Below are 25,487 nucleotides of genomic sequence, written 5' to 3' on the forward strand. Positions count from 1 at the left end.
TGCTTTACGCTTTGCATTGAAAATTTCAGATTTACAGGCTAAAATAAAAACGGCCTCAATAAGAGGCAGTTTCATTTTTTATTGAAAAATAATCTTAGTGATTATCATATTTTCTGTCCATTACAAAATCCTCCATGAATTTTGTGGTGTAGTTTCCTGAAAGATAATCTTCATTATCCATCAATTGTCTGTGGAAAGGAATCGTTGTTTTTACGCCTTCAATATAGAATTCTTCAAGAGCACGTCTCATTTTTGCGATAGCTTCCTCACGGGTTTGAGCCGTAGTGATAAGCTTAGCAATCATAGAGTCGTAGTTAGAAGGGATTGTATATCCGGAATACACGTGAGTATCTACTCTGATTCCGTGTCCTCCAGGGATGTTTAATCCAGTGATTTTTCCCGGAGAAGGTCTGAAGTCTGCGTAAGGATCTTCTGCGTTGATTCTACATTCGATTGAATGTAATTTAGGGTAATAGTTGATTCCTGAAATAGGAGTTCCTGCAGCAAGAAGAATTTGTTCTCTGATCAGGTCATAATCAATTACCTGCTCAGTAATAGGGTGTTCTACCTGGATTCTTGTATTCATTTCCATGAAATAGAAATTTCTGTGTTTGTCTACAAGGAATTCGATAGTTCCTACACCTTCATATCCAATGAATTCAGCAGCTTTTACAGCAGCGTCACCCATTTTCTCACGAAGTTCGTCTGTCATGAAAGGAGAAGGCGTTTCTTCAGTTAATTTCTGATTTCTTCTCTGTACAGAACAGTCTCTTTCAGAAAGGTGGCAAGCTTTACCGAATTGGTCACCAGCAACCTGAATTTCGATGTGTCTAGGCTCTTCAATCAGTTTTTCCATATACATACCTCCGTTTCCAAAGGCAGCTACAGCTTCCTGAATAGCAGATTCCCAGTGATCTTTAAGGTCTTCAGCTTTCCAAACAGCTCTCATCCCTTTACCTCCACCACCGGCAGTAGCTTTGATCATTACAGGGTATCCTGTTTCTTCAGCTACTTTTACAGCGTGTTCGTAAGATTCGATCAATCCGTCAGAACCAGGTACACATGGTACACCTGCTGCTTTCATGGTAGCCTTAGCATTTGCTTTGTCTCCCATTTTTTCAATCTGTTCAGGGGAAGCACCAATGAATTTGATACCGTTCTTCTGGCAGATTCTTGAGAAGTTAGCATTTTCAGATAAGAATCCGTAACCTGGGTGAATCGCATCAGCATTGGTAATTTCCGCAGCAGCAATAATGTTAGGGATTTTAAGATATGAGTCTTTACTCATTGCAGGGCCAATACATACCGCTTCATCAGCAAATCTTACGTGAAGACTGTCTTTATCAGCAGTAGAGTATACCGCAACGGTTTTGATCCCCATTTCTTTACAAGTACGTAAAATACGCATTGCAATTTCGCCACGATTGGCTATTAATATTTTTTTGAACATCTTCTTCAATTTGAAAATTAGATAATTTGAAAATTAGATAATGTTATTTTAATGTAGAATTTAATCTAACATCTAATGTCTAACATCTAACTTCTAAATTAAGATGGATCTACTAAGAATAAAGGTTGGTCATACTCAACAGGAGTAGCGTCGTCCACTAAAATTTTAACAATTTTTCCGCTGATTTCAGATTCAATCTGGTTGAATAGCTTCATTGCTTCAATAACACAAACTACTTTACCAACAGAAACTTCGTCACCTACATTTACAAATACATCTTTATCAGGAGATGGTTTTCTATAGAAAGTACCAATCATTGGAGATTTGATTGTTACATATTTGCTGTCATCAGATGCAGCTTCAGCTTTTTCAGCAGCAGGAGCAGCCGGAGTTGCAACAGGTGCAGGAGCAGCTACCGCTTGTGGAGCAGTGTGGTATACTGCTGGCTGTGCGTAAACAGCATCGCTTCCAGCTAATGGAGTTTTAATAGTGATTTCGAAATCTTTAGTTTTGTACTTCACTTCTGATACTTCAGCCTTAGATACAAACTTGATAAGATTTTGTATGTCTTTAATGTCCATAAATTTGATATTTGATTTGATGTCAAAGATACCAAAAAAACGTAAAAAACAACAAAAAACCGCCAAATTTTATCAAAATTGGGCGGTTTTTGTATTAAAATGAGGCTTTTTCAGTGAAAAGCGACTCTTAGTTTTCTTCAGTAGTAGCTACTTCTTTTTCCAATACTACTTTACCTCTGTAGTAAAGTTTTCCTTCATGCCAGTGAGCTCTGTGGTATAGGTGAAGCTCTCCTGTTGTTGCATCTTTAGCTAATTGAGGAACTACAGCTTTGTAGTGAGTTCTTCTCTTATCTCTTCTTGTGGACGACTGTCTTCTCTTTGGATGTGCCATTTTCTAATAACTTTTTTAATTGATGAGCGATGAGATTCATCATCTCATCATATTTAAATTATTCTATTTAATTATTGTCTTTTAATTTTCTTAAAGCATCCCATCTAGGGTCACTTTCATGTTCTTCTTCTTCAGTTACCTCAATATCTTTAGGACTGAACTGGTCAAGAATTTTAAGATCGTCATCACTTACATTCGGTGAAATCTTTTTCATCGGGATGGAAAGCATTACATTTTCATAAATCAAATGTGCTACATTGAAAGCATGCTCTGCAGTAGGAATGGTAATGACATCTTCGTTGCTGTCATCATATTCTTCCCCGAAATTCACCAAAATTTTGATTTCATTCTCAATAGGATAGTCGAAATCTTCATTTGTGATGTCACAAACCAACTCAACCAATCCATTAATTTTAATCTCAAATTCTAAAAAAGTAGTGTGTTTATCAAGTGATACATTCACTTCTATTCTAGGATTTGTAAATTCCTGCTCAGTGTCAAATAATTGAAAGAACGTTTTATCTATCTCAAACTTGAACTCGTGTCTTCCGTTTTTAAGTCCGGAAAAGCTTACGTCATAGTTTCTTAACTTGTCCATAAAATGAGTGTGCAAAAATATGCATTTTTTTTATAATAACAAATAAAATCTGAAACAAATTAATTTAAAATTTGTTTTAAAGATTTATGCTTCAGTTTCCTCCGGTAGATCTTCATCTATTCCATTGTCTACAGCCAATTTTCTAGGCTGAAGGCGGTCATTCATCAGTTCGCGGTATTCACTTCTGTTCTTGAAAACCTGGATCGCTGTGAAGATCGCTTCTGTAAAACTCTGCTCATCGGCCACATTTTTTCCTGCAATATCGTAAGCAACTCCATGGTCAGGAGATGTTCTGATAAAAGGAAGTCCGGCTGTATAATTTACTCCTTCCTCATAAGCTAATGTTTTGAAAGGAGCCAGTCCTTGGTCGTGATACATTGCTAAAACAGCATCGAAATTTTTGTATTTACTCGGCTGGAAAAAGCTGTCTGCAGGGAAAGGTCCGAATGCCAGTATTCCGTTGTCAGAAAGTTCTTTAATAGCCGGGCTGATGATTTCAATTTCTTCGTTTCCGATAACGCCTCCGTCTCCTGCATGGGGATTTAGTCCCAATACAGCAATTTTAGGCTTTTGAATACAGAAATCTTCTATAAGCGTCTGATTTAATACTCTGATCTGTTTCTTTATTTTTTCCTTGGAAATATTTTCAGCTACCTGTGCAATAGGAATATGATGCGTGGAAACAGCTACTTTAAGATCTTCAGTAACAAGGAACATTAATCCTTTTTTGTTGAATTTCTCTTCAAAATATCCTGTATGTCCGGCATGTTTGAATCCCATTTTTACCATTTCATCCTTGTTGATCGGAGCGGTTACCAATACATCAATATCTCCTTTCATCAAAGCTTCAGTAGCCGCTTCTAGAGAATCAATCGCCATTTTCGTGGATTCTTCAGTAGGAACTCCCAATTCTACATTCACGTTTTCTTTGGTAAGGTTAACCATATTAAGTTTCCCTGCCTGTGCCTGTGAAGGCTCGTTAACGTAGTTGAAATTAAGATTCAGCTTAAAAATGTTTTTCTGATAAGTGAATAATTTTCCCGAACCAAAAATTACAGGCGTGAAAAAATCTGTAATAGTTTTGTCTTTCAGAGACTTCATAATGATCTCCGGACCGATGCCGTTGAAATCACCGATTGAAATTCCTACTCGTACTTTATGGTTTTTTGGGCTCATTTTGATTATCTTTGAAGATTATAATTTACAAATTTAGCAAAAAATAATATGTTCACAGGAATTATTGAAGCAGTTGGTGTTATTGAGAAGATTGAAGAAAAAGGAAGCAATATAGATTTTACCCTGACTTGCCCTTTTACAAACGAACTGAAAATTGATCAGAGCCTTGCCCACAACGGCTGTTGCCTTACAGTTGTTGAGATAAAAGACAATCATTATGTGGTTACAGCGATTAACGAAACACTGGAAAAAACCAACCTTGGAAAATGGGAATTGGGAACTGTTGTAAATCTTGAGCGTTGCATGAAGATGGATGGAAGGCTGGATGGCCACATTGTTCAGGGACATGTTGATAAAACCGGTGAAGTTGTCAATATTGAAAATAAAGACGGAAGTTATTTTATTACTATGAAGTATGATAATGACGGAACTTTTGTAACGGTGCCTCAGGGTTCAATTACAGTAAACGGAATCAGTCTTACTGTTGCTAAGAGCGAAGATGCTCAGTTTTCTGTAGCTATTATTCCTTACACCTGGGAATTCACGAATATGAAACATTTGAAAATTGGTGATAAAGTAAACCTGGAATTTGATATCATTGGTAAGTATATTGCTAGGTTAATTAAAAAGTAGAATGTCAATAAATAAGTATAAAGGATATAGCTTAAGAAACCGGGTATTTTTCGGTTTCTTGCTGGTATGTTTTTTAAGTGTCGTTGCTACATCACTTGTTCCTTACTTTGTATTGAGAAATCATTCTTTACAGCAGAGTAATATCGATATGCAGGATAAAACCAATGCTGTCATGCGATATCTGGATTATGCAGTAAGCCAGACTCTTATAGAAACAAAAGATCTTCCGGAAGTTTTAGGGAATAAAATCTTTGAAATAGCGGATATCAACCAGCATGACATTTTTATTTATGATCTGAAAGGAAACTATTTGCTTTCCAATAAAGACGAAGGATTAGTTGAGCAGAAAACAATTCCTATAGAAATCATCAATAAGATTCTGTCTACTGACGCAAGAGTAGACATGGTGAATTATGATGCTGCTAAGGATGCTAAGCTTACTTCTTCCTATCTTTTATTGAAAAACAATGAACTTGAACCTATCGGAATTGTTTATATCCCTTTATACCACAATGAATCTGCTTATCTGGAGGTTCTGCATCAGTACGTAAAGTATATTCTTTTAGTCGATATATTCCTTATCCTTTTTAGTATATGGATCAGCTGGGTTACTTCTAATAGCCTGGCGAAAACCATTACGAAATTCTCTGATATGATTACCCGTATTACTTTGTTTGAAAATGAAATGCGTCCTATCAGATATTATAAGAATGATGAGCTTAATGCTCTGGCCAGAGCCTATAACAGGATGATTTTACAGATTCAGGATCAGAAAGAAAGACTTAGATTCAAAGCATCTGAAGAAGCGTGGAGAGAAATGGCCAAGCAAGTGGCTCATGAGGTGAAAAATCCATTGACTCCAATGAAGCTGACCATTCAGAATTTTGAAAGAAAATTTGATCCTGAAGATCCGAATATCAGAGAAAGAGTGAAGCAAATGAGTAAAACTATTGTTGATCAGATTGATCTGATTGCTACAGTAGCCTCAGCATTCTCAGAATTTGCCAAACTTCCTGAAAAAAATAATGAAGTGATCAATCTGAATACGGAAGTTGAAGATATTCTCCGTGTATTCAATGATGACAGTATTTTCATGCACGCCAACAAGACGAATATAATGATCAATATGGATAGAATTTATCTTTCCAGAATCATTACAAACCTTGTGACTAATGCAAAGCAGGCAGAAAGTGATCAGAGAAAACTCATTATCAATGTGGATGTGGAACAGCATCAGAGAAGAGTGATTATCTCTGTTCAGGATAACGGAGTCGGGATTCCTGAAAACATGTATGAAAGAATCTTTGAACCGAATTTCACCTCTAAAAGTAGTGGAATGGGACTAGGTTTATCCATGGTAAGAAAAATGATCGAGGATTATAAAGGTGAGATCTCTGTGAAATCAGAAGTAGGGAAGGGATCTACATTCATTATTACACTGCCTACCAATTTATAGTGAAGTCTTTTACATTTAAACAATTTCAAATTCAGCAGTCTAAAGACGTCTTTCGTGTAGGAACAGATGGTGTTCTGCTTGGTGCTTTGGCGGATGTTGAACATGCTTCCAGTGTTTTGGAAGTCGGGACAGGCACGGGATTAATTTCTCTTATGCTGGCACAAAGAAATCCACAGGCGACCTTTTTAGGGCTGGATATTAATGAGGATGCTGCAAAGCTTACCCAACTCAATTTTGAACATTCTCCTTTTCATACAAGGTTGGAAAATAAGTTTCAAGATTTTAAAACTTTTGAAACGGAAGAACGTTTTGATCTTATTGTATCCAATCCTCCTTACTTCGAAGAATCTGGATCTGAGAAAGATAAGATTGCGCGTCAGACCGTAGAATTGAACTTCAGGCAGTTAATCAGCAAGGCGGTAGAATTATTGTCCGAAAACGGAATATTTTCTGTGATCATACCTGTGGAAGCAGGAGATGTTTTTATTTCCATCGGTAAAGAAAATAGTCTGTATCTGAACAGAAAAGTGAATATCAAAGGAATTGAAAATTCAAAGGCAAAAAGATTGATTCTGGAGTTTTCGTTACAGGAAAAAGAAATCAACGAATCTGATTTTATTATAGAAAAAAGTCCGAGACAGTACTCGGACCAATATCTTGAACTCACCAAAGAGTTTCATGTTTTTAAGTAAAGAAGTTAGAAATTAGATTTTAGAAGTTGGTTATTTCTGACCTTCTTATTTTTTTATTCTTATTCAAATAATTCTGAAGTATCCAACACAGAAACTTTTCCGTCCTCACATCTGATGGCTTCACCAGGGAAGTTTTGAATCATGTGATAATCGTGTGTTGCCATTACTACTGCAGCGCCATTTTCAAGGGCAACCTGCTTTAATAATGTCATAATTTCATTGGAAGTCTCAGGGTCAAGGTTTCCTGTAGGCTCATCCGCTAAGATAAGATCCGGGTGGTTAAGAAGGGCTCTTGCGATAGCAATACGCTGCTGTTCTCCTCCGGAAAGTTCGTGAGGCATTTTATGCTTCTTGCTTTTCATGTTCACGCTTCCTAAAACCTCATTGATACGGTCTTCTATTTTTACTTTATCATTCCATCCTGTTGCTTCAAGAACGAATTTCAGATTCTTTTCAACCGTTCTGTCAGAAAGTAACTGGAAATCCTGGAATACGATACCTAGTTTTCTTCTTAAGTTAGGGATGTCAGACGGCTTTAGTTTTGCCAGATCAAATCCTACAACAGCTCCATGTCCTGATGCTAATGGAATGTGTCCGTAAAGCGTTTTCAGTAGGGAACTTTTCCCGGAACCTGTTTTTCCGATAAGGTAGCAGAATCTACCTTTCTTTATATTAAGATTTACATCAGAAAGTACAGTAAAGTTTTTTTGCGCAATCTTTGCGTTTTGTAAACTTATAATATTGTCTCCGGCGATATTTGTATGTGGCATAATTTAATTTTAAAGGCTATTTCTTATAAAAATATTTCAACTTCTAAAAATAGAAAAAAGATGTTGATGTAGCCTAAATTTTAGTAAATTTTAACAACAAAAAATGCCTGAAAAGGAACTTCTCAAGCATGTTTTGTATATGATAATTAGAAATTATCTCTTAGCGCGTGCAGCACTTACAGTTAATCTCTTTCTGCCTTTAGCTCTTCTCGCAGCCAAAACTCTTCTTCCATTTGGCGTAGACATTCTTTCTCTGAAACCGTGTTTGTTTCTTCTCTTTCTTTCTGATGGCTGGAATGTTCTTTTACTCATTACTATATGTTTAAATCGTAATTAATCTATTAATTTTCAGGTTGCAAAGATATATAAAAAAATATAAGTTACAAACTTTAATTATCTTTTTTTAAAATTAAATGTAATGTTTTTCAGTCAGGCATTTATAAACCCTCATGGGAAAACCATTTTCGTGTACAAAAATAATATTTAAATGATTTATATAAAAGCTCTATCTTTGAAAACTTTAATTTTAACGAAAAATAAACACCGGATGTTTACACCAGCAGAACTTTTAGATATCAATACATTACTTACCCAGGATAGCAGAATAGTGATCCTTACCCATTATAACCCGGATGGAGATGCTATTGGTTCAAGCTTGGGATTAAAACATTATCTGAAAGCAAAAGGAATTCATGCAGAGGTTATCGTACCTAATGATTTTCCGAAATTTCTGAAATGGATGCCGGAATCTAAAAAAGTTATTATTGCAGAATATAAAAGAAAACTGGCTTCTGATATGATTGCGGGAGCAGATGTTATTTTCTGCCTGGATTTTAATTCTCCATCAAGAATAGGGTTATTGGGAGACTGGTTGGTAAAAGCTCCGGGAAAGAAAATTCTTATCGATCATCACCAACAGCCGGAACAATTTGATTTTGTGTATTCTGATACGGTAATTCCTGCCACTTCACAGATGATTTATCATTTCATAGAAGCAATGAATGATGAGAAACTGGTGAATCAGGATATGGCAGAATGTCTTTATACCGGAATTATGACGGATACAGGTGGTTTCCGTTTTCGTTCTACCAGTGCCACTACCCACAGGATTATTGCTAATCTTATCGAACATGGTGCAGATCCTGCGATGATCACTTCCAATACATGGGATACCAACACGGTTTCCCGTCTGCATTTGCTTGCTTTGGTTCTTGGAAGAATAGAAGTAGTGAATGACGGCACAGTGGCGGTTCTAAGCCTTACCAGAAACGAACTTAAGGAATTGGGCTTCCAGAAAGGAGATACAGAAGGTTTTGTGAATTATGGTCTGAGTATTGCCGGAGTGAAAATGTCTGCATTCTTCATGGAAGATCTGTACGAAGATTTCGTTAAAATTTCTTTCAGAAGTAAAGATGATGTGGACGTGAACCAATTCTCAAGAAAATATTTCAACGGTGGCGGGCACATTAATGCAGCCGGAGGGAAATCTTTAGATTCTTTAGCGGGAACTATAGTCAACTTCAAAGAAAAAGTGAAAGAAGAAGGTTTATAAGAACAAAAAACCTGTAAATTTTTCTGGTTAAAACTTCTAAATACTTTTACGAAACCCCTTTTCTTCAAGTTCCTGGCAGGTATAATCGTACACCTGCTGAAACATTTCATCCATATATCTTTTGTTGAAAAGACTGTATTTCGTCATTTTGGGCGGATCCAAAAAGATATTGCAGTATTTTGCTTTAGAATAGACCGACTTTGCAATCGCTAAATGGAGGATTCTGTCAAATTCTTTCATCAGACTCATTTTGTTTAATTCATCATAGCTGATGGAATTGACGTGAGAAGCAATCAGAAAATTACATTTATCCATGATGGGTTCAATAGGGAGATTATCCAGAACGCCACCATCCACATAAATTTTCTCGCCGATCCTTACCGGAGGAAGAATAAAAGGAACGCTTGAGGAAGCCAGTAATGGCCCAAAAAGCTCTCCTTCAGAAAAGAAATCTACAATGCCATGTGTCATTTCCGTGGCAGCCACATACATCGGAATTTCTAAAATACTGAAATTGTCTTCCGGGAAATAATCTTTGAATAGTTTTAAAATAAAATTGGAGCTGAAGATTCCGTTTTTGGATAATTTTAAAGATGATCTTGAGAAAAAAGAAGTTTGTCTTACAATTTCCATCATCTCGTCCGGTGTTTTTCCAAAAGAATAAAAAGCACCAATGATAGAACCCGCACTGGTTCCAGAGATGATGTGTGGTTTCAGATTGTATTCTTCCAGAGCTTTCAGTACGGCAATATGAGCAATCCCACGCATTCCTCCGCCTGAAAGTGTAAGTCCGATAACCGGTGGTGCCGGTGGTTTCTTTTTTTTGAATGAAAATAAAGCCATTACCAAAATTATCCTCTACTAATATACAGGATTTTTTGTTATGCACAGCTTAATTTGTCATGTTACCTGTTTTATAAAACCAGTTTTTTAGGAAGATTGTGAAGAAGTTCTGTGTTGATGATTTCTGCGCAGATTCCTGGCTTTTCCCAGTGACCGTTGTGGCCGCAGTCCAGGATATAAGATTTGATATTCGTTCTGTCCGGAAGATGTTTGATCATCATGTCGGTTTTTACAGCATTATCATGTTTACCCGCCAATACTAAGATTTTAGCTTCAAGGTTTTCCAGAACATGCTTTTTGTCGGTTCTTTCTACCATACCTTTCACACAGGCAAGAGCCCCTAAATTGTTGGTGGAAAGGGCTGTTTCAAGAGCTGTTTCAATTTTTCCTTCCAGAATGTCTCTTTCATTCGGATTGAATAAATTAGGTACTCCGGCTCTTGCATAATGGGCAAAAGCATCTTTTATGATTCTGTAGCTTTTGATACGCTGCTGTTTTTTCTCTTCATCATCCGGAAAATACGTAGAGAAAAATAAAGTAAGACTTTTTAAAGAATCAGGATACTTCTCTGCAAAAGCGAGAGAGGTATATCCTCCCATAGAATGTCCCAGAAGATGTACTTTTTCTAAATGCTGATCATCCAATACTTTTTTTACTTCTTCAGCCATCAGTTCCATGGTGTGAACTTCAGCCAGAATTTCAGATTGTCCATGGCCGGGAAGGTCAATTTTGAGCAGAGAAAAATCTTTGGAAAGATGATGTTCCATATCGCTCCAGATGGATAGGTTTTCCATAAATCCGTGAAGAAGTACTAAAGTTTCTTTTCCGTTTCCTTTTCTTTCAAAGTTCAGCATGATTCCAAAATTTAGAAGGTTAAAAAATAATACAGCAGCTTACATGCTGCGGATCCGTTTCTCCTTTCAAATTTAGTTAAAAAAAGAGCATTTAAAAAATGCCCTTCTCTTTTATTGAGTTAATTCCTTATAAACCTTTGTCTCCCAAGGCTTGATGTCTGTTACGCCATATCGTTCTTTTTTAGAAATAGCAAGGTTGTCCAGCATGTCTACAAAATTTTTGTAATTGGCTTCATCCGTTGGTTTTACAATCACTGTAAAAATGTTGGGTACCGGAGCGTTTTTATAAGCTTCAGCAATGATTTTTGAAATCTTTATTCCACTGAAATCAGTTTCTTTAAGATTACCTGTATTCAGATCTTTCTGATTGCTCTGATGATAAAATACGCGGTTGTCTTTTCCCAGGATAAAGGTAATCTGGTTTTGATCTCCAATTACATGATCATTTGGGAGCGGGTTGGGATTATGGTCTTTTGCAGGTAGTCCCAGATCCATTACATTAGGTTTTGTAAAATTAGTGGTAAACATAAAGAAGGTGATGAGTAAGAATCCCAGATCTACCATAGGAGTCATGTCCACGCGGATCATTTTTTTCTTTTGCTTTCCGCCTTGTTTCTCTTGTGCAATTACTTCTGCCATGATTAAAAATTTTTAAATGTTAAACGGTGTTTTTTTGAAAAATTCTTACAACAAGTGTGCCTTGTTTGTGAAATAATCAATAGATTCATGAATCTATTGATTGTTTTTGTAATTAATTTTCAAGTATTCCCATTTCTTTTCATTTTGTTTGAAAATAAAAATCAGGACTTTATTGTTTGGGCAAGTAACCTAATCAGCTGAAGAGGTAAACAAAACACTCACGCAATAATGGATGAGTGTTTTAGGGTGAAAAAATAATCTATTGACATGATTTCTTCCGAATGATTAAAGTATTTATCAATACATTATCTGCTGACTGTTATTTTCTTTGAGAGAATGATTTCCTCTTTGCTTTTTATCTGTACAATATAGATTCCTTCTGAGAATGCAGAAGTATTGATTTTTATTTTTTTCTCATGGTACTTTTGTGAGAAAATTTTTCTTCCCGACATATCGGTAATATGAATGTTGCTTTCCTGAGGTAAGTTATCTGCATAAAAGAAATCTTTTGCCGGGTTAGGGTAAAGGTTGGGCTGATTCATTTTCTGGCTTTCGGAGATGCCTAACTGTTCCGGGCTTAGCTTTACGATCCACCCGTCAATATTGCCGTGGTTCTCTGAAACATCTCCATTGGTGGAACTGGAATATCCAATGATAATGAATCCGCCATCTACGGTCTTCCGGATAGTCTCCGCATTTCCGCCTAAAGATTTTTGCCATTGAAGCGTTCCTGTGTTATCTGTTTTTATAATCCATGCATCAGTATTTCCATGATTTCCCAGCACGTCACCATTGTTAGAATTGGAAAGCCCTGCAATTATATATCCTCCATCAGATGTTTGTTGAATAGATTTTGCACCATCACTTTTATTGCCTCCAAAAAATTTTTGCCATTGTACATCTCCATTACTGGCTAGCTTTATGATGCCATAATCAGAACTTAAGGGATAAGGATAAATAGACCTTTCATATATTCCGGCAACAATATAGCCTCCATCAAAAGTCTGTTGAATAGAATTGGCAGTATCAAAGCCTGTTCCACCTAAGGATTTCTGCCATTGTAAATTCCCGTATGAATCCAGTTTTATAATCCAATAATCTGATCCTCCATAAATTTGTGTAACATCTCCGTCGGCAATATTTCCCGTGGTGGCGGCAATAATATATCCATTGTCAGAAGTTTGCTGGATAGATTGAACTTGTTCTGCTGAACTGCTGCCTAAGGATTTTTGCCATTGTACATTTCCTGTGGAATTTGTCTTAATGATCCAGATATCCGAACCTCCATGGCTTCCCAGTACGTCACCATCATTAGAATAGCTTGTTCCGGCAATAATGTATCCTTCATCAGAAGTTTGCAAAATATCTTTTGCAATATCGCGATCGCTTCCGCCTATCGATTTTTGCCATTCTATATCCCCAGTTGAATCTAATTTTACAATCCAATAATCTTCAAAACCATTGTTGCTGGTAAGATCGCCATCTGCAGAACTTGATCCTCCGGCAAGAATATATCCTCCATCGGAAGTTTCCCATATAGAATGGAATAATTCTGCCTGGCTGCCTCCTAATAATTTTTGCCATTGTATATTTCCGTTGAAATCAAATTTAATAATCCAGGCGTCCCTGCTGCCAAAATTCTGTGTAAGATCTCCGTTGTTGGAAAAGGTAGAACCTGAGACAATATATCCTCCATCAGAAGTTGGTTCTACAAAGTGAAACAGGTCTACATTACTTCCTCCCATCGATTTTTGCCATTGAATGGAAGGAGTCGTTTGAGCGTATAGAATTGAAGTTATAAATAATGATAGAATAAACGTTAAGTTTCTCATATTTTTGATGGGTATTAGTTTATTCTAATGTAATTAATTTTATTCAATTCGCTAAAAAATAATCTATGATGTTATTTCTCCCGAATGATTAAAGTATTAGTCAATAAATTATCTGCTGACTGTTATTTTCTTTGAAAGAATGATTTCCTCTTTGCTTTTTATCTGTACAATATAGATTCCTTCTGAGAATGCGGAAGTATTGATTTTGATTTTTCTCTCATGGTACTTTTCTGAGAAAATTTTTCTTCCCGACATATCGGTAATATGAATGTTGCTTTCCTGAGGTAAGTTATCTGCATAAAAGAAATCTTTTGCCGGGTTAGGGTAAAGGTTGGGCTGATTCATTTTCTGACTTTCGGAGATTCCTAACTGTTCAGTACTTAATTTAACTACCCAGGCATCTACTGAACCATGATGTCCTGTCACATCTCCGTCGGTGGAAAAAATTTGGCCTGCGACTATATATCCTCCGTCAGTTGTTTTTTGAATAGAGTAGGCATCATCAAAAGCGGTTCCTCCCAGCGGCTTTTGCCATTGTGAAATTCCTGAAGGGTCTAACTTTATTATCCAGTAATCATTACTTCCATGATTTCCTGTTACATCTCCGTTTACAGAAGAAGTTCCGCCGGCCACTATATATCCGCCATCCGAAGTTTGCTTTACAGAATAGGCATAATCGTTACCAGCACCGCCAAAGTATTTTTGCCATACTGTATTTCCGGCAGCGTCTAATTTTGCCACACAATAATTAGATATTCCAAAAACTGTTGGAATCTCAGAGTTTGCAGAGGTAGATCCACCGGCCACAATATATCCGCCATCTGATGTTTGCTGGATAGATTCTGCAGAGTCAGCAAGATTTCCGGCCAATGTTTTTTGCCATTGCAGAGCTCCTGAGGAATTTAATTTTACAATCCAAAAATCTTCGTTTCCATGATTTTCTGTAATGTCTCCATTAGTAGAGGCGGATGCTCCTGCAATAATATATCCACCGTCTGATGTTTGTTGGATAGAATTACACCTTTCATAAGAACTTCCACCCAATGATTTTTGCCATTGTAGAGTTCCTGAGGAATCTAATTTTACGATCCAATAATCGGGATTCCCATGATTTCCTGTCACATCTCCATCTGTAGAGTCAGATTCTCCGGCTACAATATATCCGCCGTCAGAGGTTTGCCGAACAGATTTTGCTCTGTCTTCATTAGTTCCACCTAATGATTTTTGCCATTGTAGAGTTCCTGAGGAATCTAATTTTACAATCCAGTAATCAGAATTCCCGTGATTTCCTGTCGCATCTCCGTTGGTAGAGGTGGATTCTCCTGCCACAATATATCCTCCGTCGGTTGTCTGTTGAATAGAATTGGCACTGTCATAGAGGCCTCCACCTAATGATTTCTGCCATTGTATACTTCCTGAGGCATTTAACTTTATAACCCAGTAATCAGAATCTCCGTGATTTGTAATATTTCCATCATTGGACATAGAGTTTCCCGCTACAATATACCCTCCATCAGAGGTTTGTTGAATAGCATTGGCAGATTCGCCCTGAGTGCCTCCTAATGCTTTTTGCCATTCTATGGAAGGAGCAGTCTGTGCTGTGAGTATTGAAAAAGTAAAAAATAAAAAAGTAGATGTTAAATATCTCATATGTATTTGAATAAGTGATGGTTATTCAAATGTAATTAATTTTACACTACGTTTGGTGTTTTGTTGTTTATTTAATTCATGAAAACAAAAAACTCACACGATAAAGTGTGAGTTTTTGAATGATATGTAAATAATTTATTTATTCTTTTTGTAGAAATTAACACCACATTCCAGGAATTTTTTGAAATCCTCTTTTGGCATATACCCTGAAACAGGCGTGTTGATTACTTTTCCGTCCGGAGTAATTAAAACATAGTGTGGTTGAGAGTTATTATTGAAGTTCACCTGTTGGAATAAACTCCATCTGTCCCCAATTGTTTTTACCTTTTTGATCTGCCCGTCTCCAAGGTCAATTTTGGTTTTCTGATCTTCAGGAAGCTCTTCCTTGTCATCTACATATAGAGAAGCCAGTACTACATCGTTCTGAAGAATCGGTAAGATGTCCGGTTCGCTCCATACAAATTCTTCCATTTTTCTACAGTTTTCACATCCGTATCCTGTGAAGTCGATCAGGATTGGTTTATCTTCTTTTTTAGCCAGTTCTATTGCTTTGAAGAAGTCGTGTTCAGGATGCATTCCTAAAATTCCGTCTTTCTCATCATGGAAATAGCTTACGTTCAGCGGAGGTAAAATTCCACTTAATAATTGAAGTTTTGGACGGTCAGACGGGATTAAACCCTGAACCAGGTAGATCACAAAACCAATTCCCAATACCCCTAATATTTTTCTGGTGATAGAGATTTTAGGCTTTTTGTCATCATGAGGGAACCTGATCAATCCTAATAAATAGATTGCTAATCCTAATGCGATAATAATCCAGATCGCAATGAAAAGTTCTCTTTTTAAGAAGAATGTTTTGGATACAAGATCTGCTTTAGACAAGAATTTCAATGCTAATGCCAGTTCTACGAATCCTAAAACAACTTTTACCGTATTCATCCATCCTCCGGATTTCGGAAGACTTTGTAATGCCTGCGGGAATAATGCCAGCAATCCAAAAATAATCGCCCATGCCAGCCCGAATCCTGCCAAAGCAAAAGTCAAGAGCATTGGAACATTGGATGAACCTGTTACCGCACTTCCTAATAAACTTCCTAAAATAGGTCCTGTACATGAGAAAGAAACAATTACCAGGGTCAATGCCATGAAGAAAATACCGATAATTCCTCCTGCCTCTTCTGCTTTGGAAGATTTGTTGGCAATAGAACTTGGTAGAGTGATATCATAATATCCGAAGAAACTTCCGGCAAAGAAGATGAATATGATAAAGAAAGCAATATTCAACCATACGCTGGTAGAAATCTCGTTGAAGATATTTCCGGCAATTCCATCAATAATATGGAAAGGAATACTCAATAAAACGAAGATAAGAAGAATGAAAAACCCATAAATAAGCGCATCTCTTTTCCCTTTTGCTTTGTCTTTACTTCCTTTTGTAAAGAATGAAACGGTAAGCGGAATCATCGGGAAAACGCATGGCGTAAGCAAAGCAATTAATCCTCCGATAAATCCTAAAAATAGATACGTCCAGTAGTTTTCATCCACTTTGGTAGAGGCAGTACCGCAATCCGTCAATGGTTTTTTGAAATCAATACTTTCAATTTTCAGCTGCTTAGGATCCAGTTTTGAAGTTTCTGTGATCGTAGCTTCTGTTTTTGCAGGATTTTCAGTAACCGTCTCAGTTATTTTTACAGAGTCTTTAGCAGGACCTGCAGTTTCCTCGGTCGTAGCCTCTTCCGTTGCCCCTTTTGGCGTAACCTTTTGGTTGAATTCTAAAGTATTGGGAGCCAGACAAACTCTGTCGTCACAGGTCTGATAGGTAATCTCAGAAGTGACATCTGCGGGTTTTGTCGGATCTTTTAATTTAAATTTTTGCTTAAATCCAGCAGAATTGGAATAGAAAACAATGGTTCCTCCAAATGCTTCAGAAAACTCTTCATGTTTTTTACCTACTTCGGTAAATTTTCCGATCAACTCAATATTTTTTCCTGTCACTTTATACTCGGTCGGAATTCCGGTATCTTCCGGTAAATCTTTAGAGTAAATATGCCATCCGCTTTCCATGGTAGCATTCAATACCGCTTCGTATTGATTGTTCCCCAAATCGTTGATGGTGAATTTAAACTTTACAGGATTTTTTATCTGCGCATTAATTCCTGTCGCTAAAAATAGTAGAATTAATAAAAACCAATTTCTAAATTTCATTGTTCATTTCATTAAAATTTTGAGACTCCATTTCGTTTTCTCATTCTTTGCAAATCTTCTGTCTTACCTGAAAGGAAAGCTGTCAAATACAGTATTATTCCTAATGAGTCTGTGTCCAGATTTTTTGCCTCGCTAAAATAGATAATTTTTCGTCCCTAAAAAATTTAGAAACTTTCTTTTTTTAAGCCTGATCCCTAAAATATTTTGTCTTATGCCCTAATCGCAATAAAAGTGTTACTTATTTTATCATTCAAAATGATTATAGATTTTTTCAATTTTGTCAACTTGGTATTATGATGAGGATCTTTTCCAGAGCAAAAAATCTCTGAGAAAATCAATTCAGATTTTTTAAAATATCTTCTACGGATGCTCTGTTTTTATAGTCCGCATCAAAATGTCTCCATGTAATTTCTTTCCCTTCATTAACGATGAAGGTTGCCGATACAGGAAGTCTTCCGGAATGATCTGATCTGCTGTCAGCGAAATCCTCCTTTAATTTTGAGTTGTAAAAATTAAGTGTTTCACTGTCTGGAGTATAAAGAACATCAAATGCTTCTGCAATTTTATATCCTTCATCATATAAAACTGTATAGTCTGTCTTTGTTTTGCTGATCGTTTTCTCTATAAACTCCGGTTTTTCTGGAGAAATAATGACAAGTCTTGCGTTTTTCGATTTCAGCTCCGGAGCCAGATTTTGTAATGTTTCAATATATTTGTTACAATAAGGACACCATTGCCCACGAATAAAAACAATCACCAGTTTTTTGTTTTCCTTTGATGATGAAAATGTATTTCCTAAATGATCTTTTGCATTGAAATTATCAATTTTATCACCTATCATTTTTCCTTTTACCTGATCTAAAGTTTTGCCGGGTTGAGACATCTTTTTTTTCAGGACTGATGCCCCAACTTCCAAAAACTGTTCAGGATTATAGTATCCGAAATCATATTGAACCAGTTTTCCTTTTGAATCCAGGAATAAAAAGGAAGGATAGTTTACCACTTTAAATTCTTTGGCAAGGCTTAGCCCTTCTTTTTCTGCGTCTATGGCAAGATTTACAAAATTTTTGTTGAACATCTCTCCGATTCTTGGGTCAGTAAAGGTGTTTTTTGCCATCAGCTTACAAGGTCCGCACCATGTGGTGAACAGATCAATGAAGATCAGTTTATTCTCTTTTGCTGCGATTTTTTTCGCGGCTTCCAAATCAATTTTTTGAAAATTGATGCCTGCGCTTTGTGCGTTGAATGAAATTCCTACTAGTATAAGAAGGCTCAATACGATTTTTCTGAACATATATTTCTTTTCTTATTATGTTCCCTGATCAAGAATAAAATCACCCATGAATTAAAATATTTTATTTAATAGTTTGATTATCAGGTAGAAAAAATGCTGTTATTTTTAATCTTCTTGATCTGCTCTACACATTTGTATTTTTGATTCTGAGCATTATGTTTGCTGGAATACTGGTATTTATCCTGAATTTCCTCTATACTTTTATTTTCAATAAAAATGTCATGGATCAGATTCTGACAATGTGAAGAGATCGATTTGATATAGCCAACCAGTTTTTCCCAGTAATACCTTTCATTTTCAATGGCAGTACTTATTTCCACCTGATGTTCCATGAAATAGTTTTCAGGAGACTCTACATAAAAGTTTCTGTTTTTTAGTTTTTTAAACCACAGATTTTTTACAATTCCGATAATATAATTTCCCAGACAGGTTTGAACTTTGAAGTCATCAGCATTGAGCTTTTCGTAAAGAATGAGTAATGCGTCCTGGAAAATATCTTCTGCATCTTCCAGATTACCTTTATTATTCAGAATAAATTTCTGAGTATAACCAAAATACTGTTGGTATAAAATTCCAAAAGCTATATTGCTGTCTTTCTTAAAATCATCAACAGCTAACGAATTAGTTGTTTTTCTGTCCACGTTACAGTTATCTTTTTTTGAGTAGTTCTGTCTGCCTGATACCTGCGATCCTGTCTGAGAGGGATGACACCCAAAATATGGTTTCCGGAGTCACACAATAACCAGATCTTTTCCTTGATCAAAGCAGATAATTTTTCGTCCCTAAAAAATTTAGAAACCTTCTTTTTCCCTGAAAACCCTGTAGGATAAAATTCATCTCCATCCTGTTGTTTTCTCAAAAGGAGTGGAAACTGAAGCTTTTCAGCATCGAAGTTCCATTCAAATCCTTTATTGAACTCAACCATGTTTTCAATATCATCTACGAGGTTGATGCTGATCTGGTTTTCAGAAAAATCAAAATTTTTGATCAGTACTATTTCTTCCGGAGTTTCCTTTTCTTCGCTTTTATCAATAAAAATAAGTTCATCACGGTTGACGATCAACTGATATTCTTTTGAAAAGAAAGAACTGTTGTTTTCTGCTTTAAAAATTTTCGGGATTTCTTCTTCCTGATTGAATCCGTATTTTTTTAAGATTTCAAATTTCACGAAATCACTTTCCTGATCCAGCTTTTCCTTTGATAAGATTTTATAGTTTTGGTTAAATATTGTAAGATTATTTTCTATCTCCTGAATCTGTTTCTGAACAAAATCTTTAGTCTGATTGAGATATAAAGAACTTTTTCTGAAGTTTTCCAGAAAGTGATCGTTGGTTTCCATCAGAAGAGGAACAATCTCATTCCTGATTTTATTTCTCAGATAATCACTTTTTTTATTAGAAAGATCTTCCCGGAATTCAATAGTATTCTCCTCAGCAAACTGATAAATTTCTTTTTTTGAAAAATCTAAAAGAGGGCGAAGGATATTATTATCATTCGATGGAATTCCAGTCAATCCATTAATGCCAGCAGCTTTGGACAGATTAATGATGAAAGTTTCCAGCTGATCATTAAGGTGATGTGCGGTAACGAGAAATTCCAGATTTTCTTTTTCCTGAACTTCTTTAAAAAAAGCATACCTAAGCTCTCTTGCCCAAAGCTGAATAGAGTTTTCCGGTTTCTGATCTTTTTCCGAAACTTCATACAAATGAAATTTTATATGATTTTTCTCACAAAAATCCTGCACGGTTTTCTGATCCAGATTAGAATCATCACCACGAAGTTTATAATTGATATGAGCTACCTGAAACCGGAATGCTGAACCTTGAATTTCAAGACCTAAATCCCTGAACAAAGAGGCCAGAACCATAGAATCTGCACCTCCGCTTACAGCCAGAAGATAGGTGTGATTTTCCGGTTGGTGAACGAGACTTTTTAATTGATTGGTGAAGGCTAATTGATCCAACATAGATGTTGAGAATTTCTTTTATGCAAAGATAACCGATATAATTCAATTGAATTTTCCTAACTTTGAGTAGTCTAAAAATGATTATTTATGAAGATTTTAAAAATTTTAGCAGTTTCTGCAATGGCGCTGGGGATGACATCTTGTGTCAGCAAAAAGCAGTATGATGCTTTGAGCACAAACTATAAGCAGTGTATTGAAAATATTGGAGAAAGACAGAGAGAAATTCAGGATTTGAAATCTCAGAACTCTGCATTGGCAGGTGAAAACAACTTGTTGAAAAGCCAGCACGATGCATTAAAATCATCACTTGATGCATGTCTGTCCAATACAGGAAAAAGTTCTGCTAACATTGATAAACTGGTAGGAGAAATCAATGCTTCCAATTCTTATATCAAGCAATTGATCTCCAGTAACGCTAAAAATGACAGCTTGAATCTGGCATTGTCTAATAAACTGAAGAGATCATTGGATAATGTATCAGATGAAGATGTACAGGTAAAAGTATTGAAAGGAGTTGTAATGATCTCTCTTTCTGATAAAATGCTATACAAAACAGGAGATTACAACATCTTGCCTGCAGCTCAGGAAGTGTTAGGTAAAGTAGCAAAAGTAATCAACGATTACGATAAATACTCTGTATTAATTGAAGGTAACACTGATAATGCTCCGTTGAACTCTCCAAATCTTCCAAGAGACAACTGGGATCTTTCTGCATTAAGAGGTACTTCAGTTGCTAAAGTTCTTCAGACTCAGTTTGGAGTAGATCCGGCAAGAATCACTGCTGGTGGACGTTCTGAATACAACCCGAAAGCAACTAATATGAGCGTTTCAGGTAGATCAGAAAACAGAAGAACGGAAATCATCATTATGCCTAAACTTGATGAGTTTATGAAACTGATGGATATCGCTCCTAAGAAATAATGACTAAACCCTATATTATTATAAATCCCGAAGCAATTCGGGATTTGTTTTTTTTATGAGCCAACCTGTTTGGGAATATAATCTGCCGATATTTTTTTCTTTGGAGACGAAACTGTTTTTTTAGCAGGTTGTTCAAAATAAAAATTGGTGATATTCCAGACGATCATAATGGCTGAAAAATAATATAAATTGAGTACAAGCGCAATTCCTATATGCATGGAGATGGTGAGAAAAAGCCATGTTTTCTGTGTGGGTTTGTACCAGATAAAGAAAGGATAACACATCTCAATAATAATGGTACTCCATCCCATCAAGCTCAGAATATAAGAGTGTTCTATCAGCCAGCTGAAATCAATATTCAGGTCTCTGTTGGAGTAGGGCAGATGAATGGCTTTCCAGATAGATTCACCGTTCCACCAGTTGAAACCTAAAGCTTTGTCAAGCCCGGAAAAAAAGTAAGCAATAGAAATATGGATCTGAAATAATCTTTTAACTGGAGTGATATTGGTATTTCCAGGTTTTCTTCTGAAAATACAATTTCTCAGTGAAAAGTGCTGGTCAGCAGGAAAAAGAATCAAATAGAATAAAGACATGCTTGTGAAAAAATCTGCACCATAGGCAAAAAAAGAACTTCCCTTAAGCAAGGCTATTTGCAGTATAAGTAAAAAAAATGCAGAGATCCTTGAATACAATCCGGTGATGATCAAAATACACAATGTAATAAACGATACCTTGGTTATGGCTATCGTTGTACTTTCTTCAATTCCTAAGGTCTGAAAAAAGCTTACCATTTTTGAGAAGGTAATCAGCCAGTCTGGTATAAAAACACTCATGATATCCTGAGGAATAACACTGCTACTGGAAAATAATTTTTCAAAATCCGGCAGTACCGCAGTAAATTGTAAAAGGATCACAATTCCTATGGCAATCCGAAAGAAACTTAAAAATTCCGTTTGATTATCTTGTTTGAAAAAGAAATTTTCAATTTTGGTATAGAATGCATTCAGGTTTTTCATCACTTTAGTATTTGAATTCATCAATAAGAATAAGATTTTCATTCGTTTTTCCCTTTTTGAAATCTGCAACAGTAGGGTAGTTGTACAGATAAAGCTTTGTTGTAACACTGGATGCCAGCGGATTTTCTTTCATCACGTGGGCTGCGATCTGTCTGATAATGATATCCAGATACTGATAATACTTTTTGTCGTACTTATTTTGATCGGAAATTTTATCAAGAAACATGTTAAAAACAGTCGTATACCTCACTCTGCTTTCTTTGTTGTTAAAATAAGGAAGGTTTTTTTGTTCCAGGATATTTCCATTCTGATCTTTTAATTCAAAGCTCATGACAAAGTCGCTGGCAACATTGGGTGCGTAGAAACCATATCCTGTATCAAAACCGGTGTAAGAAGTAAATATATTGACGGGTTTTGACTCGGAAATGTCTTCAGAAATACTATAGACCAGTGGTTTTTTATACTCTTTATTTTCATAATAAAAACCATAGTAACCATCAAATGTACCTTTCAAACCAATGGTGAAGACCACCAATAGGATTATAAAAATTCCGGATAACTGTAGCTTTCTTTTCATGGCAAAAGATTTAAAAAAGGCTGTCTTCGGACTAAAAACAGCCTTTTGAGGTTATTTGTAATTCATCAATACACTGTTCAGTTTTACATTGATTCTTGGATCAATGGCTGTATTGACTTTGTATGATTTTATAATCACATTGGTAAGATTTCTTCTACCCATCGTTGGTGGACAGATCGTATATTCTTCGGCTCCCTTAACGGTTAATCTGCTTAATGATGCTATGTCTTTCTGGCTCAGCAAAGCTGCATTGGTTGCAACCTGGTTGTTTTGAATAGCATAATAATCTGTTCCTAATTCTTTAGCTCCATATTTTTTTAGAATTCCTTCCACTTTTTCTCTTAGATCTCCATACTTTTTCCAGTCGATATTAGCTTTCATTAAGCATCCGCGGATTACATACTGTCTGTTGATTTTATAGATAATGAAATTGGTACCCAAACTGTTCTGATGAAGTTTCTGAAGATTTAATAAACTTTTCATGTCTTCGTCAGAAATTTTTTTCACATCTTTCAGGATGTAATTATGGTCTACAATGTAATTGCCTTTTTCTTTATAAAAAGACATTTCCTGAGGTTTTAGCTGGGAAAATATCATAACAAGTCCCACTATTGCTCCGATTAATAATAAAGTCTTTGTTTTCATGTGGTTGTTTTTAAAATATCCCTACTCTTTTTTAGGATTTTCGGGTGCCTCCTTTATTTGAATGTTTCGTGGTTGGAAAACTTATATCAAAGGTAGAAGCATATGAGCAGTCAGATACAGGTGTTTTTCCTGTTTTTTTATGAGGATTTTGACTTTTGAAGTAAAATATGAATCAGAGTTTTGAATAGTAATGGCTATTCATGGATATTTCAAGCTGATGTATTGTGGCTTACCATATGAGTTCTGAGAATGAACTTGACAATGAACTTAGTGAAGTTCTGTGAACAGATGTTGGGAAAAATGATGATGAGGTTTTAATCTGAGATAACCTGAGAAGAAATATCTGAGTATAAAGCAAAAATAAATCCCGAAGGTGACCGGGATTTATTTTTTAATCAAATTAATTCTTCCTTTTTCAGGAGTGAAATAATTCGTTGCAAAAATGAAGTGGATATTTCTGTCTTACTTTTTGCTGCAGAAGCATCAGTTCTACTTTTCAGTATAACTTTTTTGTGATTCTCATGGTTAGTTTGTGTCTCTCCTGCAATCATCTTGTTTTCTCTTAGTGTTTTTACCCCTTATTCTTATTGCAAACTTATAACTAATACCACAAAAATAACATCCGTGTTTTCACGGTATTTTATATGGGGTTTTCACTGGGTGAATATTTTTATACATTTTATAAATAATTTAAAGGCCTATAATTGGTTGATTAATAAAAGAATATGTATATTTAAATCTCCATTATAGGAAATAATAAAAGAGGTGTCCGAAAATCTAAAGAGTAGGAAATTAATACTAAACTAAAATCATTATGAAAAATTTAAAAAAACTTTCAAGAGGAGAAATGAAAACTGTACAAGGTGCTATTAATGGGTGTAATCCACAGATATTTTGTACTAGCCCACAAACAAAGTGTTGCCCAGGATGGGTTTGTGCCGGTATAAGACAATATTGTATAGCCGTATAATAAAATTTAGATCTGGCTAAGAAAAAGAGAGGGATTAATTTCTCTCTTTTTTTGTATCTTATTATTGGGTTTAAAAGCTAGCTTTAAAATCCTTAAATTTGTTTAAATTAAAATGGTATGAGTTTTTTTGAAGAAAAGAATCCTGAAATGGACAGATATTTGGAGGCACACGCTTCTTCGGAATCCGAGATTCTGAAAAAGTTGAGAAGAGAAACCTATCAGAAAACCACACAGCCTCATATGATTTCCGGATATCAGCAAGGAAGATTGCTGACGATTATTTCCCAGATGATGCAGCCGAAAAGTATTCTTGAAATTGGAACATTCACCGGATATGCTACACTATGTCTTGCATCAGGATTATCAAAAGACGGAAAAATTACAACTTTGGATGTGAATGAAGATCTTGCTTATCTTCCTAAAAAATATTTTGAGTCTAGTGAATATGCCAGTCAGATTGATTTTAAACTCCAGGATGCCAAGGAATATTTAAAAGAAACAGATGAATTTTTTGATCTGATTTTTGTAGATGCCGATAAAGAAAACTATGCTGAATATTTCAGACTGATCAAACCGCATACAAAATCAGGAACGGTGATTCTTTTTGATAATGTCTTGTGGTATGGTAAAGTGTTGGAAGAAAATCCGAAGCTGAAATCTACCCAGTCTATCCAGGAATTAAATGATTTAGCAGCAAAAGATGAAGATTTTGAAAATCTTATTTTACCTTTGCGTGATGGAGTCAACTTTCTACGCAGAAAGTAACTGAAATATTCAAGGATTAAACATTTAAAGAGATACACATCGTATTTTTAATCTTTAAATAATTCAATCTT

The 25,487-nt window shown here is 35.7% G+C and carries 25 protein-coding genes; 6 read left to right on the forward strand and 19 right to left on the reverse strand.

Annotated features, from left to right (window positions below; all coding sequences use genetic code 11):
• Positions 1 to 94: 94 nt before the first annotated feature.
• From accC to pdxA, 5 genes are all read right to left on the reverse strand, one after another.
• Positions 95 to 1,450, reverse strand: coding sequence for an acetyl-CoA carboxylase biotin carboxylase subunit (gene accC / locus NK356_RS02540; protein ID WP_034692971.1), 1,356 nt, complete (start codon positions 1,448 to 1,450; stop codon positions 95 to 97).
• 98 nt (positions 1,451 to 1,548) lie between these two features.
• Positions 1,549 to 2,031 carry an acetyl-CoA carboxylase biotin carboxyl carrier protein gene (gene accB, locus NK356_RS02545; protein ID WP_047385964.1) on the reverse strand — a complete coding sequence of 161 codons (483 nt, stop codon included), beginning with the start codon at positions 2,029 to 2,031 and terminating at the stop codon, positions 1,549 to 1,551.
• A gap of 127 nt (positions 2,032 to 2,158) precedes the next feature.
• Entirely contained in the window at positions 2,159 to 2,362 is a 204-nt protein-coding gene (rpmF, locus tag NK356_RS02550; RefSeq protein WP_007843326.1) for a 50S ribosomal protein L32, read from the reverse strand.
• Between the two features lie 67 nt (positions 2,363 to 2,429).
• Positions 2,430 to 2,960 carry a DUF177 domain-containing protein gene (locus NK356_RS02555; RefSeq protein ID WP_114822244.1) on the reverse strand — a complete coding sequence of 177 codons (531 nt, stop codon included), beginning with the start codon at positions 2,958 to 2,960 and terminating at the stop codon, positions 2,430 to 2,432.
• 84 nt (positions 2,961 to 3,044) lie between these two features.
• A complete protein-coding gene (gene pdxA, locus NK356_RS02560) occupies positions 3,045 to 4,136 on the reverse strand; it encodes a 4-hydroxythreonine-4-phosphate dehydrogenase PdxA (protein WP_034692980.1) in 1,092 nt (363 codons plus the stop codon).
• Positions 4,137 to 4,184: 48 nt separating this feature from the next.
• Between pdxA and NK356_RS02565 the strand changes: the two genes are divergently transcribed.
• The 3 genes from NK356_RS02565 to NK356_RS02575 are packed head-to-tail and all read left to right on the forward strand — an operon-like array spanning position 4,185 to position 6,917.
• Positions 4,185 to 4,769, forward strand: coding sequence for a riboflavin synthase (locus NK356_RS02565; RefSeq protein ID WP_034692982.1), 585 nt, complete (start codon positions 4,185 to 4,187; stop codon positions 4,767 to 4,769).
• Position 4,770: 1 nt separating this feature from the next.
• Positions 4,771 to 6,225: a HAMP domain-containing sensor histidine kinase gene (locus NK356_RS02570; protein ID WP_034692985.1), complete on the forward strand. Its 1,455-nt coding sequence runs from the start codon at positions 4,771 to 4,773 to the stop codon at positions 6,223 to 6,225.
• Complete coding sequence (locus NK356_RS02575; protein ID WP_253316196.1) at positions 6,225 to 6,917, forward strand: methyltransferase; 693 nt, start codon at positions 6,225 to 6,227, stop codon at positions 6,915 to 6,917. Before NK356_RS02570 ends, NK356_RS02575 begins: the two co-directional genes overlap by 1 nt.
• Positions 6,918 to 6,976: 59 nt before the next feature.
• Here NK356_RS02575 and NK356_RS02580 read toward each other — a convergent pair whose 3' ends face one another.
• Positions 6,977 to 7,687, reverse strand: coding sequence for a cell division ATP-binding protein FtsE (locus NK356_RS02580; RefSeq protein WP_034692990.1), 711 nt, complete (start codon positions 7,685 to 7,687; stop codon positions 6,977 to 6,979).
• A 153-nt stretch (positions 7,688 to 7,840) separates the two neighbouring features.
• Positions 7,841 to 7,999, reverse strand: a complete 159-nt coding sequence (gene rpmH / locus NK356_RS02585) for a 50S ribosomal protein L34 (RefSeq protein WP_002976260.1) — start codon at positions 7,997 to 7,999, stop codon at positions 7,841 to 7,843.
• 235 nt (positions 8,000 to 8,234) lie between these two features.
• Here rpmH and NK356_RS02590 point away from each other — a divergent pair, with 235 nt between their 5' ends.
• Entirely contained in the window at positions 8,235 to 9,239 is a 1,005-nt protein-coding gene (locus tag NK356_RS02590) for a bifunctional oligoribonuclease/PAP phosphatase NrnA (RefSeq protein WP_253316197.1), read from the forward strand.
• Positions 9,240 to 9,275: 36 nt separating this feature from the next.
• Here NK356_RS02590 and NK356_RS02595 read toward each other — a convergent pair whose 3' ends face one another.
• The 9 genes from NK356_RS02595 to tilS all read right to left on the reverse strand — a co-directional run bounded on the left by NK356_RS02595 (position 9,276) and on the right by tilS (position 20,522).
• Positions 9,276 to 10,082: a patatin-like phospholipase family protein gene (locus tag NK356_RS02595; protein ID WP_034692993.1), complete on the reverse strand. Its 807-nt coding sequence runs from the start codon at positions 10,080 to 10,082 to the stop codon at positions 9,276 to 9,278.
• Between the two features lie 71 nt (positions 10,083 to 10,153).
• The gene (locus NK356_RS02600; protein ID WP_253316198.1) at positions 10,154 to 10,936 is read right to left on the reverse strand and encodes an alpha/beta fold hydrolase; all 783 of its coding nucleotides are present in this window, start codon (positions 10,934 to 10,936) and stop codon (positions 10,154 to 10,156) included.
• Positions 10,937 to 11,047: 111 nt separating this feature from the next.
• Positions 11,048 to 11,575: a biopolymer transporter ExbD gene (locus NK356_RS02605; RefSeq protein ID WP_034692997.1), complete on the reverse strand. Its 528-nt coding sequence runs from the start codon at positions 11,573 to 11,575 to the stop codon at positions 11,048 to 11,050.
• Positions 11,576 to 11,880: 305 nt separating this feature from the next.
• On the reverse strand, positions 11,881 to 13,407 hold the full coding sequence (locus NK356_RS02610) for a T9SS type A sorting domain-containing protein (protein WP_253316199.1): 1,527 nt from the start codon (positions 13,405 to 13,407) through the stop codon (positions 11,881 to 11,883).
• Positions 13,408 to 13,515: 108 nt separating this feature from the next.
• Positions 13,516 to 15,057 carry a T9SS type A sorting domain-containing protein gene (locus tag NK356_RS02615; RefSeq protein ID WP_253316200.1) on the reverse strand — a complete coding sequence of 514 codons (1,542 nt, stop codon included), beginning with the start codon at positions 15,055 to 15,057 and terminating at the stop codon, positions 13,516 to 13,518.
• A gap of 135 nt (positions 15,058 to 15,192) precedes the next feature.
• Positions 15,193 to 17,262: a thioredoxin family protein gene (locus NK356_RS02620; RefSeq protein WP_034693001.1), complete on the reverse strand. Its 2,070-nt coding sequence runs from the start codon at positions 17,260 to 17,262 to the stop codon at positions 15,193 to 15,195.
• 334 nt (positions 17,263 to 17,596) lie between these two features.
• Entirely contained in the window at positions 17,597 to 18,556 is a 960-nt protein-coding gene (locus NK356_RS02625) for a redoxin domain-containing protein (RefSeq protein ID WP_051934235.1), read from the reverse strand.
• Positions 18,557 to 18,636: 80 nt separating this feature from the next.
• Positions 18,637 to 19,197: an RNA polymerase sigma factor gene (locus tag NK356_RS02630; protein ID WP_253316201.1), complete on the reverse strand. Its 561-nt coding sequence runs from the start codon at positions 19,195 to 19,197 to the stop codon at positions 18,637 to 18,639.
• A complete protein-coding gene (gene tilS / locus NK356_RS02635; RefSeq protein ID WP_253316202.1) occupies positions 19,170 to 20,522 on the reverse strand; it encodes a tRNA lysidine(34) synthetase TilS in 1,353 nt (450 codons plus the stop codon). The genes NK356_RS02630 and tilS overlap by 28 nt, the downstream gene beginning before the upstream one ends.
• 87 nt (positions 20,523 to 20,609) lie before the next feature.
• Here tilS and NK356_RS02640 point away from each other — a divergent pair, with 87 nt between their 5' ends.
• The gene (locus NK356_RS02640) at positions 20,610 to 21,443 is read left to right on the forward strand and encodes an OmpA family protein (RefSeq protein ID WP_047435593.1); all 834 of its coding nucleotides are present in this window, start codon (positions 20,610 to 20,612) and stop codon (positions 21,441 to 21,443) included.
• Between the two features lie 53 nt (positions 21,444 to 21,496).
• On the opposite strand, the gene NK356_RS02645 is transcribed toward NK356_RS02640, so the two are convergent.
• Genes NK356_RS02645 through NK356_RS02655 form a run of 3 tightly spaced genes read right to left on the reverse strand, consistent with a single transcriptional unit; the run spans position 21,497 to position 23,681 of the window.
• Positions 21,497 to 22,501: an HTTM domain-containing protein gene (locus NK356_RS02645; protein ID WP_253316203.1), complete on the reverse strand. Its 1,005-nt coding sequence runs from the start codon at positions 22,499 to 22,501 to the stop codon at positions 21,497 to 21,499.
• Entirely contained in the window at positions 22,464 to 23,036 is a 573-nt protein-coding gene (locus NK356_RS02650; RefSeq protein WP_253316204.1) for a hypothetical protein, read from the reverse strand. Before NK356_RS02650 ends, NK356_RS02645 begins: the two co-directional genes overlap by 38 nt.
• 51 nt (positions 23,037 to 23,087) lie before the next feature.
• Positions 23,088 to 23,681, reverse strand: coding sequence for a hypothetical protein (locus NK356_RS02655; protein WP_253316205.1), 594 nt, complete (start codon positions 23,679 to 23,681; stop codon positions 23,088 to 23,090).
• A 1,087-nt stretch (positions 23,682 to 24,768) separates the two neighbouring features.
• Here NK356_RS02655 and NK356_RS02660 point away from each other — a divergent pair.
• Positions 24,769 to 25,416 carry an O-methyltransferase gene (locus NK356_RS02660; protein WP_034693012.1) on the forward strand — a complete coding sequence of 216 codons (648 nt, stop codon included), beginning with the start codon at positions 24,769 to 24,771 and terminating at the stop codon, positions 25,414 to 25,416.
• Positions 25,417 to 25,487 lie beyond the last annotated feature (71 nt).

This window comes from Chryseobacterium sp. S0630 (assembly GCF_024158915.1).
Classification (GTDB): domain Bacteria; phylum Bacteroidota; class Bacteroidia; order Flavobacteriales; family Weeksellaceae; genus Chryseobacterium.

What these genes read in the sequence shown, in the direction of transcription:
- accC (WP_034692971.1), bottom strand. Translation starts at nt 1,450, where the DNA reads ATGTTCAAAAAAATATTAATAGCCAATCGTGGCGAAATTGCAATGCGT.
- accB (WP_047385964.1), bottom strand. Translation starts at nt 2,031, where the DNA reads ATGGACATTAAAGACATACAAAATCTTATCAAGTTTGTATCTAAGGCT.
- rpmF (WP_007843326.1), bottom strand. Translation starts at nt 2,362, where the DNA reads ATGGCACATCCAAAGAGAAGACAGTCGTCCACAAGAAGAGATAAGAGA.
- NK356_RS02555 (WP_114822244.1), bottom strand. Translation starts at nt 2,960, where the DNA reads ATGGACAAGTTAAGAAACTATGACGTAAGCTTTTCCGGACTTAAAAAC.
- pdxA (WP_034692980.1), bottom strand. Translation starts at nt 4,136, where the DNA reads ATGAGCCCAAAAAACCATAAAGTACGAGTAGGAATTTCAATCGGTGAT.
- NK356_RS02565 (WP_034692982.1), top strand. Translation starts at nt 4,185, where the DNA reads ATGTTCACAGGAATTATTGAAGCAGTTGGTGTTATTGAGAAGATTGAA.
- NK356_RS02570 (WP_034692985.1), top strand. Translation starts at nt 4,771, where the DNA reads ATGTCAATAAATAAGTATAAAGGATATAGCTTAAGAAACCGGGTATTT.
- NK356_RS02580 (WP_034692990.1), bottom strand. Translation starts at nt 7,687, where the DNA reads ATGCCACATACAAATATCGCCGGAGACAATATTATAAGTTTACAAAAC.
- rpmH (WP_002976260.1), bottom strand. Translation starts at nt 7,999, where the DNA reads ATGAGTAAAAGAACATTCCAGCCATCAGAAAGAAAGAGAAGAAACAAA.
- NK356_RS02590 (WP_253316197.1), top strand. Translation starts at nt 8,235, where the DNA reads ATGTTTACACCAGCAGAACTTTTAGATATCAATACATTACTTACCCAG.
- NK356_RS02595 (WP_034692993.1), bottom strand. Translation starts at nt 10,082, where the DNA reads ATGGCTTTATTTTCATTCAAAAAAAAGAAACCACCGGCACCACCGGTT.
- NK356_RS02600 (WP_253316198.1), bottom strand. Translation starts at nt 10,936, where the DNA reads ATGCTGAACTTTGAAAGAAAAGGAAACGGAAAAGAAACTTTAGTACTT.
- NK356_RS02605 (WP_034692997.1), bottom strand. Translation starts at nt 11,575, where the DNA reads ATGGCAGAAGTAATTGCACAAGAGAAACAAGGCGGAAAGCAAAAGAAA.
- NK356_RS02610 (WP_253316199.1), bottom strand. Translation starts at nt 13,407, where the DNA reads ATGAGAAACTTAACGTTTATTCTATCATTATTTATAACTTCAATTCTA.
- NK356_RS02615 (WP_253316200.1), bottom strand. Translation starts at nt 15,057, where the DNA reads ATGAGATATTTAACATCTACTTTTTTATTTTTTACTTTTTCAATACTC.
- NK356_RS02620 (WP_034693001.1), bottom strand. Translation starts at nt 17,262, where the DNA reads ATGAAATTTAGAAATTGGTTTTTATTAATTCTACTATTTTTAGCGACA.
- NK356_RS02625 (WP_051934235.1), bottom strand. Translation starts at nt 18,556, where the DNA reads ATGTTCAGAAAAATCGTATTGAGCCTTCTTATACTAGTAGGAATTTCA.
- tilS (WP_253316202.1), bottom strand. Translation starts at nt 20,522, where the DNA reads ATGTTGGATCAATTAGCCTTCACCAATCAATTAAAAAGTCTCGTTCAC.
- NK356_RS02640 (WP_047435593.1), top strand. Translation starts at nt 20,610, where the DNA reads ATGAAGATTTTAAAAATTTTAGCAGTTTCTGCAATGGCGCTGGGGATG.
- NK356_RS02645 (WP_253316203.1), bottom strand. Translation starts at nt 22,501, where the DNA reads ATGAAAATCTTATTCTTATTGATGAATTCAAATACTAAAGTGATGAAA.
- NK356_RS02650 (WP_253316204.1), bottom strand. Translation starts at nt 23,036, where the DNA reads ATGAAAAGAAAGCTACAGTTATCCGGAATTTTTATAATCCTATTGGTG.
- NK356_RS02655 (WP_253316205.1), bottom strand. Translation starts at nt 23,681, where the DNA reads ATGAAAACAAAGACTTTATTATTAATCGGAGCAATAGTGGGACTTGTT.
- NK356_RS02660 (WP_034693012.1), top strand. Translation starts at nt 24,769, where the DNA reads ATGAGTTTTTTTGAAGAAAAGAATCCTGAAATGGACAGATATTTGGAG.